Genomic DNA, 13,111 nt, shown 5'->3' with positions numbered 1-13,111 from the left:
CAGGTGCTCCACGCCCAGCCTGCCCATGAACCCCGGTAGCCGCGACGGGTCACGAGGTGCCGGACGGCCCCGGGCCCAGTGGCTCCGGGACCGTCCGGCGGCTATGGCGCGGTCAGGGCTGGACGGGCCGGCCGCGTCCCCAGGCCCAGGCGAGACGGTCGGCGCCGGACTGGTTGGTGGTGGCCAGCCACGGGCGGGAGGCGTCGCCGACGAGCTTCTGTATCGAGTAGATGTCGTCGGTGCGCAGGCCCGGCCAGTACACCGAGCCCATCTTCAGCTCGCGGGCGGTGTCGGTCTCGGCCTGGATGAAGTTGACGTAGTTGTCGTCGGGCGCCGGCTTGTCGTAGTTCAGGCCGGTGGTCATCGGGGCGCCGAACTCGTCGATGACGGTACGGCTCGCGCAGTCGCCGATGCGCTCCTTGAGGTCGGCGGTCCACTGGTCGTAGGTGGCGTACGACTTCCAGAAGCCGTAGTGGTGCAGCGACAGGTAGGTGCCCTTGAGGCGCGGGTCGGCGCAGACCGAGGTGACGTGGTCGTTGTAGCCGGCGCCGCTGACGAAGACGCGGTTGCGCGGGACGGACCCGTAGGTCGCGAGCCACTTGGCGGCGATGTCGGCCCACTGGGTGTCGGTGTAGCCGTGCGGCTCGTTCATCGGCTCGAAGTAGACCTTCGAGTTGCCCTTGTAGGCCTTGACGACGGTGTTCCACATCGGCCAGTAGGTGGCCTCGTCGTCGATGAAGCCGTCCTTCTGGTCGCCCGTGCCCTCCCAGTACGACAGGATCACCTTGAAGCCCTTGTCCGTCGCCGCGTCGATCACACCGCGGTACGACTTCCAGTAGGAGCCGTTGACGGTGTACGGGTTGATGGGCAGCCGGACGGTGTTGGCACCGAGGTTGGCGCGGAACGCCGAGATGACCCGGCTCGCCTTGGTGTACGTCTGCGCGTAGGTGTCGGAGAGCGAGAGGCCGGACAGGACAACGGGGTCGTTGGCGTAGTTGTCGCGCGGGTCGGCCCAGTTGACGCCCTTGAACTGGGTGGTGTCCGTCTTCGGTGCGGCGGAGGCGGGGCTGCCGGTGAGGGTCGCGCCGCTGACCGCGGCGATCGCGACCGCCGCACAGACGGCGCGCAGCCGGGGAGCGAGGCGGTGGGTGGGGGTCTTGCGCATCGACGTGGCCTTTCGGGAGATGGCGGCTCGGCGCTCCGCATGTTTACGTAAACATGCGCTGTCGTCGCAATGGATGTTTACGTAAACTCGGCGGCGCCGGAATCGTGGCATCCGCCCCAGCAGCCGTCAAGGCTCCTCACGCGTAACATCCGGTGCGTCGCGCAACAGGTCGGGCACCCGAGGGAGGCACCAGTGGTCGAACGGGGCAGCACCGGCGTCCCGGGCGGACGCCGCAAGCAGCGGGTCTCCATGGCCGATGTCGCCAAGCTGGCGGGCGTGTCCTCCCAGACGGTCTCGCGGGTCTCCAACGGCTACCCCGGGGTGATCAGTTCGACCCGGGAGCAGGTGCTCTCGGCCATGCGCGACCTGGGCTACCGGCCCAACAGCGCGGCACGTGCTCTGCGCTACGGCCAGTTCAACACCATCGGCGTGATCCTCTTCAGCCTGTCCTCCACGGGCAACAGCCGCACCGTGGAGGCGATCGCCACGCATGCCGCGACCGAGGGATACGCGATCACCCTGATCCCCATCGACGTCCCCACCCAGGACAACGTCCTGGGGGCGTTCACGCGCATGGGAGAGCTGGCCGTCGACGCCGTCATCGTCATCATGGAGATCCATCTCCTCGACACCGGCACGGTGCAGCTGCCGCCCGGCGTGCACGTCGTCGTCGTGGACTCCGACGCCGGTGACCGCTACAGCGTGGTCGACACCGACCAGGCCGACGGCACCCGCAAGGCCGTCAGCCACCTGCTCGACCTGGGCCACCGCACCGTCTGGCACGTGACAGGACCGGAGACGTCCTTCGCCGGGCAGCGCCGCACCCAGTCCTGGCGCACGGTCCTCGAGGAGGCGGGACGCCCGGTGCCGCCGCCCCTGCACGGCGACTGGTCGGCCGAGTCCGGCTACGCGGCAGGCCTCGCGCTCGCCGAACAGCCCGACTGCACGGCCGTGTTCGCCGCCAACGACCAGATGGCGCTGGGGCTGCTGCGCGCCTTCCACGAGCGCGGTCTGCGGGTGCCCGCGGACATCAGCGTCGTCGGCTTCGACGACATCCCCGACGCCGCCTTCTTCGTGCCGCCTCTGACCACCGTCCACCAGGACTTCGCGGAGGTCGGCCGCCGCTGCGTCCAGGACGCCCTCCAGCAGATCCGCACCCGCGGCGACTCCGAGCCCGGCACCGATCTCGTCCCGACCAGCCTGGTGGTCAGGCACAGCACCGCGCCCCCGCCGGACCGGCCCCGATGACTGTGCCGTTGCGCACAACACCGGCGAACCCGGGTCCGTCGGAGCAACCGGGCCGCTGCCCGCGTGCTACAAGCCTCGTCATGGAGATCGAGCCGGTCACCCCGTCCGCCCCGCGGCCCGTGCGCAGGCCCACGCTGGTGCAGGGCTGGCACGAACTGACCTTCCTGCACTGGCCGGTGGAGCCGGAGCGGGTGGCTCCACTGCTGCCTGCCGGGACCCGGCCCGACACCCTCGACGGGGTCACCTACGTCGGCCTGGTGCCGTTCCTGATGCGCGGCGTGGGCCTCGGCCCGGGGCCCGGTCTGCCGTATCTCGGAACGTTCTGCGAGACGAACGTACGGCTGTACTCGGTGGACGGGCGGGGCCGCCGCGGTGTCGTGTTCCGCTCCCTGGACGCGACCCGGCTGCTGCCCGTGCTGGTGGGGCGGCTGGGCGTGCGGCTGCCCTATGTGTGGTCGGCGATGCGGCTGCACCGCGGGAACGGCAGGATCACCTACACCTGCCGCCGCGGACGGTCCGCGGCCCGCGGCCCCCGAAGCCGGGTCGTGGTGCGACCCGGCGCGCCCATAGCGCATCCCACCCCCCTGGAGCTGTTCCTCACCGCCCGCTGGGGCATGCACGTCCCGTGGCACGGCCGCACGGTGCACCTGCCCAACGAGCACGCGCCCTGGCCGCTGCACCGGGCCGAACTGCTCGACCTGGACGACGAGTTGATCACCGCGGGCGGTCTGCCGCGGATGACGGAGGCACCGGTCAGCGTGCTGTACTCACCGGGCGTCGCGGTCCGGTTCGGGACACCGTCGGCCGCCTGCTGAGTGCTCTGCGGGAAGTGCCGCCCCGTGCCGTCGGTCGACCGCGGCGTCATCATGGCCGGTCGCGCCCGCGCGGTGGAGCCGCATATGGATGCAGCCCCGCACGCGCCTTTGCGCGCTGACCACCCAGCGGGTCCCCACGAGGTACTTGCCCCCGTACATGGCGGCGCTGTCGAGGTCGCCCTGCCACTGCATGTCACCGAGGACCTGCACGCACCCGGCACGCTGCTCGGCCTTACTGGATGCCGTTCGGCCTCGGGGCCGTGATCGGCTCGCTGGCGGTCGGTGCCTTGCAGCGGCTGCCGCTGTGGCCCGTGACGGTCGGCATCGTGACGGCCTGGGGGCTCGTACTGGTGCCGTTCGGGACCGGTGCGCCGACGGCCGTCAGCGTCGCGTGGTTCACGCTCGGCGGCGCGATCTACGGCCCGTTCGTGGCGCTGTCGGTGACGCTGATGCAGCCCAAGTCGCCCCCGCAGCACCTGGCGGCGATTCTCGCGGGCCCGCAGCGCGGTGCTGCTCACCGCATCGCCGCTCGGCACGGCACTCGGCGGACCGCTCACCACGGCGCTGGGCCCGCGCGCGACGCTCGGCGGGTCGGGGCTCGCCACCCTGACGCTCGGCGCACTCGCGTGCGTCCTGCTGCTCGCCCGGCGCTGGAACCGATCAGGAATCGAGAAGCGCGCTCTCCTGAGCCACGGCTAACGTGACCGCAGAACGACGACTCCCGCGCCCGCCCGGCCCGACCCATGGAGAGACGATGACCACGGCGAAGAGGACGAACGCGCAGGTACCCGCGCTGCACGCCGCAGACAGCCACGACATGATCCGTGTGCACGGGGCGCGCGAGAACAACCTGAAGGACGTCAGCATCGAGATCCCGAAGCGCCGGCTGACGGTCTTCACGGGTGTCTCAGGCTCGGGCAAGAGCTCGCTGGTCTTCGACACGATCGCCGCGGAGTCGCAGCGCCTGATCAACGAGACCTACAGCGCCTTCGTGCAGGGCTTCATGCCCAGCCTGTCGCGGCCCGAGGTCGATGTCCTGGACGGTCTGACCACCGCGATCAGCGTGGACCAGCAGCGGATGGGCGCCGACCCGCGCTCCACGGTCGGCACCGCCACCGACGCCAACGCGATGCTGCGGATCCTGTTCAGCCGCCTCGGCAAGCCCTATGTCGGGCCGCCCGGGGCGTTCGCCTTCAACGTCCCCTCGGTCTCCGCGGCCGGAGCGATCTCGGTGGGCGGCGGCGCCAAGCAGAAGGTCACCTTCAACAAGGTGGGCGGCATGTGTCCGCGCTGCGAGGGCCGCGGCTCGGTCTCCGACCTGGACCTGACCCAGCTCTACGACGACAGCAAGTCGATCAACGAGCGTGCCTTCACCATCCCCGGCTACACCGGCGGCGGCTGGAACTCCCGGCTGTACGCGGAGTCCGGCTTCTTCGACCCCGACAAGCCGATCAGCAGGTTCACCAAGAAGGAGCTGCACGACCTGTTGCACCGGGAGCCGACCCGGATGAAGATCGCGGGCATCAACATGACCTACGAGGGTCTGATCCCGCGCATCCAGAAGTCGATGCTGTCCAAGGACAAGGAGGCGATGCAGCCGCACGTGCGGGCCTTCGTGGAGCGTGCGGTCACCTTCACCGTCTGTCCCGAGTGCGAGGGCACCCGGCTCGCCGAGCACGCCCGCTCCTCGAAGATCAAGAAGATCTCGATCGCGGACGCCTGCGCGATGGAGATCAGGGACCTGGCCGACTGGGTGCGCTCACTCGCGGAGCCGTCGGTGGCGCCGCTGCTCACCTCGCTGCAGCAGACCCTCGACTCGTTCGTCGAGATCGGTCTCGGCTACCTCTCGCTGAACCGGCCCGCCGGCACGCTCTCCGGTGGTGAGGCGCAGCGCGTGAAGATGATCCGGCACCTCGGCTCCTCCCTCACCGACGTCACCTATGTCTTCGACGAGCCGACCGCGGGCCTGCACCCGCACGACATCCAGCGGATGAACGGTCTGCTGCTGCGGCTGCGGGACAAGGGCAACACGGTGCTCGTCGTGGAGCACAAGCCGGAGGTCATCGCGATCGCGGACCATGTCGTCGACCTCGGCCCCGGCGCCGGCACGGCGGGCGGCACCGTCTGCTACGAGGGTCCGCTCGAAGGGCTGCGCGGCAGCGACACCGTCACCGGGCGCCACCTCGACGACCGCGCGAAGCTCAAGGACACGGTGCGCAAGTCCACCGGCACCCTGGAGATCCGCGGCGCCACGGCGAACAACCTGCGGGACGTCGACGTGGACATCCCGCTCGGTGTCCTCGCCGTGATCACCGGTGTCGCGGGCTCCGGCAAGAGCTCGCTCGTGCACGGGTCGATCCCCGTCGAGCTCGGGGTCGTCTCGGTCGACCAGAGCCCGATCCGGGGTTCGCGGCGCAGCAACCCGGCGACGTACACCGGTCTTCTCGAACCGATCCGCAAGGCCTTCGCCAAGGCCAACGGCGTCAAGCCCGCGCTGTTCAGCGCCAATTCCGAGGGTGCCTGCCCGACGTGCAACGGCGCGGGCGTCATCTACACCGACCTGGGCATGATGGCCGGGGTCGCCAGCACCTGCGAGGACTGCGAGGGCAAGCGGTTCGACGCCTCGGTCCTCGAATACCGGCTCGGCGGCCGGGACATCTCCGAGGTGCTCGCGATGCCGGTCTCCGAGGCCCTGGAGTTCTTCGCCGAGGGCGAGGCCCGCACCCCGGCGGCGCACAAGATCCTGGAGCGTCTCGCGGACGTCGGGCTCGGCTATCTCACCCTCGGCCAGCCGCTCACCACGCTCTCCGGCGGTGAGCGCCAGCGTCTGAAGCTGGCCACGCACATGGGTGAGAAGGGCGGCGTCTACGTCCTCGACGAGCCGACCACCGGCCTCCACCTCGCCGACGTCGAGCAACTCCTCGGCCTGCTGGACCGGTTGGTGGACTCCGGCAAGTCCGTGATCGTCATCGAGCACCACCAGGCGGTCATGGCGCACGCCGACTGGATCATCGACCTCGGCCCCGGCGCCGGCCACGACGGCGGCCGCATCGTCTTCGAGGGCACCCCGGCCGACCTGGTCGCGGCCCGCTCCACCCTCACGGGCGAGCACCTCGCGGAGTACGTCGGCGCCTGAGCGCGGCGCCACATGTCCGGTCGGCCTTGACCCTGCCCAAGGGGCAGGGCCGACCGTGGCGGCATGGATGACGACGCACTGCTGGCCGAACAGTTGGCCTACTACCGGGCCGGCGCGGCCGAATACGACCGGCCCTATGCGCAGCTCGCAGACCTGCAGGAACTACTGGCCTCCATCGACGGTCTGCCGATCGCGGGAGACGTTCTGGAGCTGGCCTGCGGAACGGGCCAGTGGACCCGGCTGCTCGCCGCGCGGGCGCGCTCGGTGACGGCCGTCGATGCGGCGCCCGAGGTGCTGGCCCTCGCTCGTGCGCGAACCGCCGCCGCGACCGTCGAATTCGTCGAAGCCGACCTGTTCGCATGGCGCCCCCCGCGGCGCTACGACACCGTCTTCTTCTCCTTCTGGCTCTCGCATGTCCCGCCGGCGCGGCTGCCCCGCTTCTGGAGCACCGTCGCCGAAGCGCTCGCTCCGTGCGGCAAAGTGATCTTCATCGACGACGGGCCCGCCGGGGCCGCGACGGAGGACGTCCTGGCGGATCATCCCGTCCCGGCGGCGGTGCGACGGCTCGACGACGGCAGCGAGTACCGCATAGTGAAGGTCTTCCACGATGCCCGGGCACTGACGCGCGAGCTCGCCGCGCTGGGGTGGTCGGTTCGTATCCGGCCGGTGGCCGGTCGGTTCATCGCCGTCGCAGAACCTGCGTAGGACACCTTTACATCGGATCAATTTCCGAGGCGTTGGGGCCGTTGACGCCTACCGTGCAGCAGCCCTACGCTCCTCCGAAAAATAGATCCGATGACTCGAACCGTCAGGAACCGTCCGTTCGCATCGTGGAGGCACCCCGCAATGACCTCTAGACGAACCGTGCTCGGCTCAGCCCTCGGCGCCACGACGGCCGCCGCCTTACCCGGCGTCGCCGCTGCCGCCACCACTCCCCCGGAGGAAGCCTCCGCGGCCGGCGGCCGCTGGCAGCTGCGCAACCGGATGGACTCCGACGGGGCGTGGGCCGGCTTCCTGCGCGCGCAGGATCTCGTGTGGCACCGGCTGCCCACGGTCTGGTACGAGGGCCCGTTCCTGGGTGACGGGCGTCTGGGCAGCATGATCTACCGGGAGCCGAACGCGAACAGCATCCGCTTCACGGTGCAGCACGGCGAAGTGCAGGACCACCGGCCGGAGTTCGGCAGCGGCTGGGGCACCGCCCGGCTGCCCGTGGGGCATCTGACCCTCGACCCGGTCGGCACCATCACCTCCGTCGACTGGCGACTGAGCCTGTGGAACGCCGAGCTCACCGGCACGGTCACCACCGACAAGGGCACCCTGACGCTCTCCGCACTCATCCACGACGGGATCCTCGCCGCACGGGTGACGGCCGACGGTGAGGAGCAGGTCCGCTGGACCTTCCACCCCGAGGAGGCCATCAGCCCCCGCAAGATCCAGGAGGCGCCACCGGCCGGATACGTCACCAACCCGCCCTGGACCACACGGACCACCGGCGATGTCGAACAGGTCCTGCAGCCGCTCGCCGGCGGCGGCCAGACCGCGACGGCCCACCGCCGCTCGGGCGACACCCTCCTGCTCAGCGTGGCCCACAGCCACCCCTCCGACACCCGCGCCGGGGAGGTCTCGCTCAAGAAGATCCAGCGCGCCGGTTCCTACGGCGAGCTCCGCTCCCGGCACACGCGCTGGTGGCACGCGTTCTACCGCAAGAGCTTCGTGTCGATCCCCGACCAGCGGCTGCAGAGCTTCCACTGGATCCAGCTGTACAAGGTCGCGTCGGCGAGCCGCGCGGGCGGCCCCGTGATGGCCACCTCCGGGCCGTGGCTGGAACCGACGCCCTGGCCCGCCGTGTGGTGGAACCTCAACGTCCAGCTCGAGTACTGGCTCATCCACGGCTCCAACCACCTCGAACTCGACTCCCTCGTCAGCACGCTGAGGCAGAGCCAGGAGCAGCTGACCGCCAATGTGCCCGCCGCCTACCGCGCGGACAGTGCCGGCCTCGGCCGCAGCTCCGACATGTTCGCGAACCGCAGCGTCGGCATGCCCGGCAGCGGCGCCGAGGTGGGCGACCTGACCTGGGCGCTGCACAACGCGTGGCTGAGCTACCGGCACACCATGGACGAGGCCCTGCTGCGCGACACGATCCACCCACTGCTGCGCCGCACGATCAACTACTACTGGCACTTCCTCCAGCCCGGCGACGACGGCAGGCTGCACCTGCCCTCGACACTCTCGCCCGAGTACCCGGTGGTCCCGCCACGGGACACCAACTACGACCTGGCACTCATCCGTTGGGGCTGCACCACACTCCTGGACGCGACCGCCCGGCTCGGGATCGACGACCCGCTCAAGCAGCGCTGGCAGGAGATACTGGCCAAACTGGCCCCGTATCCGGTCGACGAGAACGGCTTCATGATCGGTGCGGAGACCCCGTACGCCCAGTCCCACCGCCACTACTCGCATCTGCTGATGGTCTATCCGCTCTACCTCGTGAACTGGGACCAGCCGGAGCAGCGGGAGCTGATCGAGAAGACGGTGGTGCGCTGGCACGCGCTGACCGGTGCGCACCGCGGCTACAGCTACACGGGCGCCGCGTCGATGTACGCGATGATGGGCCGCGGCGACACGGCGCTGACGTATCTGAAGAAGTTCTTCGACCCCACCACCCGCTATCCGTGCCGGGCCAACACCCACTACACCGAGGCCGGTCCGGTCATCGAGACACCGCTGTCGGCCTCGCAGTCCCTGCACGACATGCTGTGCCAGAGCTGGGGCGGAGTCGTACGGGTCTTCCCCGCCGTCCCGTCCTCCTGGCCGGACGTGACCCTGCACGACTTCCGTACCCAGGGTGCCTTCCTGGTCAGCGCGGTGCGCACCAAGGGGGTCACCCGCTTCGTGCGGGTGCGCAGCCTGGCGGGCGAGCCGCTGGAACTGCGCCACGGGCTGCCTGAGGGCCGGCTGACGGCCGTCCTCGACGACGGCCGTCCGGCGCACACCCGCACCACCTCCGAGGGCACCCTCGCGATCGACCTCCCCAAGGGCCGCGAGGTCCTGCTGTACACCGGCGACCGGCCCGATCTCGTCATCGCCCCGGTGGCGGTGAGCGAGCCCGGGGCGGCGTGGGGGCTTCCATAGCGCCGTCCGCACCCGGCGCAGGACAATGACCGCATGGGTGAGCTGGTGGACGAGGCGGTGCGGGCGGTGCCTGCGCCACCGCTGCGCGGGCTGGTCGGCTGGTACTCCGGCTACCGTCAGCGCGGCATCCCGCACGGCCGGCACCGGGGGCTGCCCTCCCCGTGGCTGACCTTGATCATCACCCTCGACGAGCCGCTCAGCATGGCCGCCCATCCCGATCCGGACGCCGCCCCCGGCGAGTACGCCACCCTGCTGGGCGGCCTGCACCTGACGCCCGCGCTGATCGACATCCCCGGACGGCAGTCCGGCATCCAGATCGCGATCAGCCCGCTCGGCGCCCGCGTCCTGCTGGGGCTGCCCGCGGGTGAGCTGGCCGGGACAGACGTCCACGCCGACGACGTACTGGGCACGGGCGTGCGCGAGGTGCACGACAAGGTGCGTGAGGCACCCGACTGGGCCGCCCGGTTCGCCGCCGTCGACGACTGGCTGCTGCACCGCATGTCCAGAGGCGACGGTGCGCAGACGATCACCCCGGTGGCGGAGGCCTGGCAGCGGCTGCTGTCCGCCGGCGGTCGCCTGCGCATCGACAAACTGGCCGCCGACACCGGCTTCAGCGAGCGGCATCTGCGCAACCGCTTCCGCGCCGACATCGGCCTCACTCCCAAGGCTGCCGCCCGGGTCATCCGCTTCGACCTGGCCCGACGACGCCTGGCGGCCCGCCCCGGCGTGCCCGATCTCGCGGGGCTGGCCGCCGACTGCGGCTATGCGGACCAGTCCCATCTCGACCGCGAGTTCGCCGCCCTGGCCTCCTGCACACCGAGCGCCTGGCTGGCTCAGGAGTTCCGAAACATCCAATCCGGGCACCATCCGCCCGCGTGACCCTGGGGAGAGCAGCCGGGCAACCCGGCAGGCTCCCGGCTCCCGCGAAACGGAGGCGCATCACCATGACGACCAGTACGCCGGACAACGCCAAGCAGCCGCCCGCCCCGCAGGTCTGGCCCACCCTGCGCGCCCACGACGCCCGCGCGCTGATCCGCTTCCTCGTGGAGGCCTTCGGCTTCGAGGAGACCGTGGTCCACGCGGAGGGTGACCTGGTCCAGCACGCCCAGCTCAGCTGGCCCGAGGGCGGCGGCATCATGCTGGGCTCCGTACGCGAGGAGAAGGAGCCGGGCACCGGCCCGACACCGCCCGGTGCCTTCAGCGCCTACGCCGTCACCGCCGACCCGGACGCCGTCCACGCCCGCGCCAAGGCCGCCGGCGCCGAGATCACCACGAATCTGCACGTCACCGACTACGGCTCCCGCGACTTCGCCGCCCGCGACCCCGAAGGCAACCGATGGTATTTCGGTACATATCGAGGCGAACCGCGCTGATCATCATGAGGTGAGCATTCTCACCCGGACCGGTCGCAGGCGGGCCGACCTGGGATTTGTCGCCCGTCGGCCCCTGTCCTGCCATCCACATCACTGCAGCCGTTCACCGCGTGCGCGCACACTGGGGCATGCGCTGCTGCCTGTCCGCTCCACTCTCCGCTCTGTCGGCCCTGCCGGACCCCTGCCAGATCCTGCGTTCCGGCGCCCTGCTCACCCCGGCCCTGCTGCGGACCGCCGCCGACGCCCTGCGCGGCCCCGCGGGCAGGAACAGGCACAGCCACCGCGACGGTCTGGCCGCCGTCCATCTGGAACTGGTCACCCTGACCGAGGACCGCGCCGTCATCACCTGGTACACCGGGGTGCCCGGCACCGACGACGGCTTCGGGCACATGCTCCCCGCGGTCACCGAGGGCGAGGTCGTCTACGGCACCCATCCCGGGCGCCTCACCCGCGTCGCGGCGGAGGAGGGCCCGGTGGCGCACCACTACGTGGAGCTCACGGACCTGGAGCCCGGGCAGACGTACTACTACCAGGCACGCTCCCGGGGCGTGGCCGCGACACCGACGCCGCTGCATCTCGTGCGCGGCAACGCCGTCGGCACCAACCGCCACGGGCTGGGCTCGGCCGGAGGCCCGTACTCCTTCACCACTCCGCAGCCGCCGCCGGGGCGGCACCTGCTGTCGATCGCGCTCTGCAACGACCTGCACCTGGGCGAGACCACCGCCGGCCTGGTGACCGGCATGCCCCTGATGCGCGGGATCAGGCAGGAACACGGTCGCGCACCCTATCCCGAGATCATGAGCCGGGCCGTGGTCGAGGAGGCCCGCCGGCGCGGGGCGGACGTGCTGCTGGCCGCCGGGGACATCTCGGCCGGCGGGGCGGCCGAGGACCTGGCCGAGGCCAAGCGGATCCTGGACGGTTTCGGCGCCCACGGTCAGGACTACTTCGTCGTACGCGGCAACCACGACCGGCCCGGGCACGGCAACTGCCGTTCCTGTGACGGTGGTTGCGGGGACTCCTTCCGGGACGGGTTCCTCGACGGCGACGGGCCCGCCTATTTCGCGCGCGAGCTCGGCGGTCTGCGGATCGTCGGGCTCGACACCTACGAGAAGGACGGCAACGGCGCCGACGCGGGCGGCCTCGGCGCCGAGCAACTGGCCTGGTTCCGGGCCCGGTTGAGGGAGAACAGGGACCAGCCCACGGTCGTGTTCGGACACCATCCGCTGGCTGTACGGGACTCCGTCTTCCCGGTGACCGGCGGGCAGCGCCTGGGCCGCCGGCAGGCCCGCTCCATCCTCGACGCCTATGCGAGCGCACCCGGCGTCTTCCTCCATCACGCGGGCCACACCCACCGCAACAAGCGCACCGTGCTGCCGCAGGCCCCGCATGTCACGATGCAGGAGGTCAGCGCGGTCAAGGACTATCCCGGCGGGTTCTGTCTACTGCGGATCCACTCGGGCGGTTACGCCGTGAACCACTACAAGGCGAGCAGCGCCGCGGCCCGTGAATGGACCGAGCGCAGCCGCCGGGTGGCCGCGGGACTGTGGCCGCACCACGCGCTGGGCCGCTCGGTCACCGACCGCAACAGCATGACCGCCCGCGACCTGTCCGGCATCACCCGCCCGGCGCCGGCGATCCCCTCCCAGCGCCGGCCCGAGGCGTACGCCGTACGTCCACAGCCGTGAGCGCCAACGCCAGTGGCCCCGGCGCCAGAAACGCCAGCGGCACCAGCACCCAGGCGCACACGGCGGCCGTCGCCACCGCGAGGAGCACCAGGCCGCTGCCTCCCGGATCACGTACCGCGTCGTTGGCGGCCGCGCGCAGCGCGGTGGGCCAGTCGTCTAGGGACTCCGGGCGGGCGCAGGCCCTGAGGGCGACCACGGTGGCGCAGGCGCCGATCGCGGCCGCGGTCACCGCGAACAGCGGCGCCCCCGGCAGTCCCGCCCCCGCGAGCGCCAGGTCCGCGGCGAACAGCAGCGCACCGGCCAGGGCGGCGGCGCCCGCGGCCAGGTCACCCGCCCGCAGACGCCCCCACAGCAGGGCGAAGTAGCGGCCGGCGGTGACCGGCTGGTCCTCCCTCGCGCCCCGCAGCACCGCGCAGGCCGTGGACAGCGCGGCCGGGGCGGTCAGCAGCGGCAGACAGGCCGCGGCCGTGGCGAGGCCGACGCTCAGCATGTCGGCGAACAGCGTCATGCGCGGCCCGAAGACCTCGCCCGGCTCGCGCGTCCGCGTGTCGCTCATC

12 protein-coding genes are annotated in these 13,111 nt (G+C 71.2%); 9 read left to right on the top strand and 3 right to left on the bottom strand.

Annotated features, from left to right (window positions below):
- Nucleotides 1-112: 112 nt before the first annotated feature.
- Entirely contained in the window at nt 113-1,165 is a 1,053-nt protein-coding gene (locus ACIBW9_RS10050) for a glycoside hydrolase family 5 protein (protein ID WP_398953148.1), read from the bottom strand.
- A 192-nt stretch (nt 1,166-1,357) separates the two neighbouring features.
- Between ACIBW9_RS10050 and ACIBW9_RS10045 the strand changes: the two genes are divergently transcribed.
- Both ACIBW9_RS10045 and ACIBW9_RS10040 read left to right on the top strand, forming a co-directional pair.
- Nucleotides 1,358-2,413: a LacI family DNA-binding transcriptional regulator gene (locus ACIBW9_RS10045; RefSeq protein WP_398953146.1), complete on the top strand. Its 1,056-nt coding sequence runs from the start codon at nt 1,358-1,360 to the stop codon at nt 2,411-2,413.
- 80 nt (nt 2,414-2,493) lie between these two features.
- A complete protein-coding gene (locus ACIBW9_RS10040; protein WP_398953144.1) occupies nt 2,494-3,228 on the top strand; it encodes a YqjF family protein in 735 nt (244 codons plus the stop codon).
- Between the two features lie 232 nt (nt 3,229-3,460).
- Here the strand turns inward: ACIBW9_RS10040 and ACIBW9_RS10035 are convergent, their stop codons facing one another.
- Entirely contained in the window at nt 3,461-3,628 is a 168-nt protein-coding gene (locus tag ACIBW9_RS10035; RefSeq protein WP_398953142.1) for a hypothetical protein, read from the bottom strand.
- 107 nt (nt 3,629-3,735) lie between these two features.
- Between ACIBW9_RS10035 and ACIBW9_RS10030 the strand changes: the two genes are divergently transcribed.
- The 7 genes from ACIBW9_RS10030 to ACIBW9_RS10000 all read left to right on the top strand — a co-directional run bounded on the left by ACIBW9_RS10030 (nt 3,736) and on the right by ACIBW9_RS10000 (nt 12,554).
- Nucleotides 3,736-3,927, top strand: coding sequence for a hypothetical protein (locus ACIBW9_RS10030; RefSeq protein ID WP_398953140.1), 192 nt, complete (start codon nt 3,736-3,738; stop codon nt 3,925-3,927).
- 55 nt (nt 3,928-3,982) lie between these two features.
- Nucleotides 3,983-6,364: an ATP-binding cassette domain-containing protein gene (locus ACIBW9_RS10025; RefSeq protein WP_398953138.1), complete on the top strand. Its 2,382-nt coding sequence runs from the start codon at nt 3,983-3,985 to the stop codon at nt 6,362-6,364.
- A gap of 63 nt (nt 6,365-6,427) precedes the next feature.
- Entirely contained in the window at nt 6,428-7,069 is a 642-nt protein-coding gene (locus tag ACIBW9_RS10020; protein ID WP_398953136.1) for a class I SAM-dependent methyltransferase, read from the top strand.
- 141 nt (nt 7,070-7,210) lie between these two features.
- Nucleotides 7,211-9,496, top strand: a complete 2,286-nt coding sequence (locus ACIBW9_RS10015; protein WP_398953134.1) for a glycosyl hydrolase family 95 catalytic domain-containing protein — start codon at nt 7,211-7,213, stop codon at nt 9,494-9,496.
- Between the two features lie 33 nt (nt 9,497-9,529).
- Complete coding sequence (locus ACIBW9_RS10010) at nt 9,530-10,375, top strand: helix-turn-helix domain-containing protein (RefSeq protein WP_398953132.1); 846 nt, start codon at nt 9,530-9,532, stop codon at nt 10,373-10,375.
- A 65-nt stretch (nt 10,376-10,440) separates the two neighbouring features.
- Nucleotides 10,441-10,869, top strand: a complete 429-nt coding sequence (locus tag ACIBW9_RS10005) for a VOC family protein (RefSeq protein WP_398953130.1) — start codon at nt 10,441-10,443, stop codon at nt 10,867-10,869.
- 128 nt (nt 10,870-10,997) lie between these two features.
- A complete protein-coding gene (locus ACIBW9_RS10000) occupies nt 10,998-12,554 on the top strand; it encodes a metallophosphoesterase (protein WP_398953965.1) in 1,557 nt (518 codons plus the stop codon).
- On the opposite strand, the gene ACIBW9_RS09995 is transcribed toward ACIBW9_RS10000, so the two are convergent.
- Nucleotides 12,484-13,110 carry a hypothetical protein gene (locus ACIBW9_RS09995; RefSeq protein ID WP_398953128.1) on the bottom strand — a complete coding sequence of 209 codons (627 nt, stop codon included), beginning with the start codon at nt 13,108-13,110 and terminating at the stop codon, nt 12,484-12,486. The genes ACIBW9_RS10000 and ACIBW9_RS09995 overlap by 71 nt on opposite strands.
- Between the last annotated feature and the right edge of the window lies 1 nt (nt 13,111).

Source organism: Streptomyces sp. NPDC049541, from assembly GCF_044465725.1.
In the GTDB taxonomy this organism is placed as follows: domain Bacteria; phylum Actinomycetota; class Actinomycetes; order Streptomycetales; family Streptomycetaceae; genus Streptomyces.
Note: the sequence above shows the minus strand (reverse complement) of the source record. Positions and strands in the feature narration are given on the sequence as shown.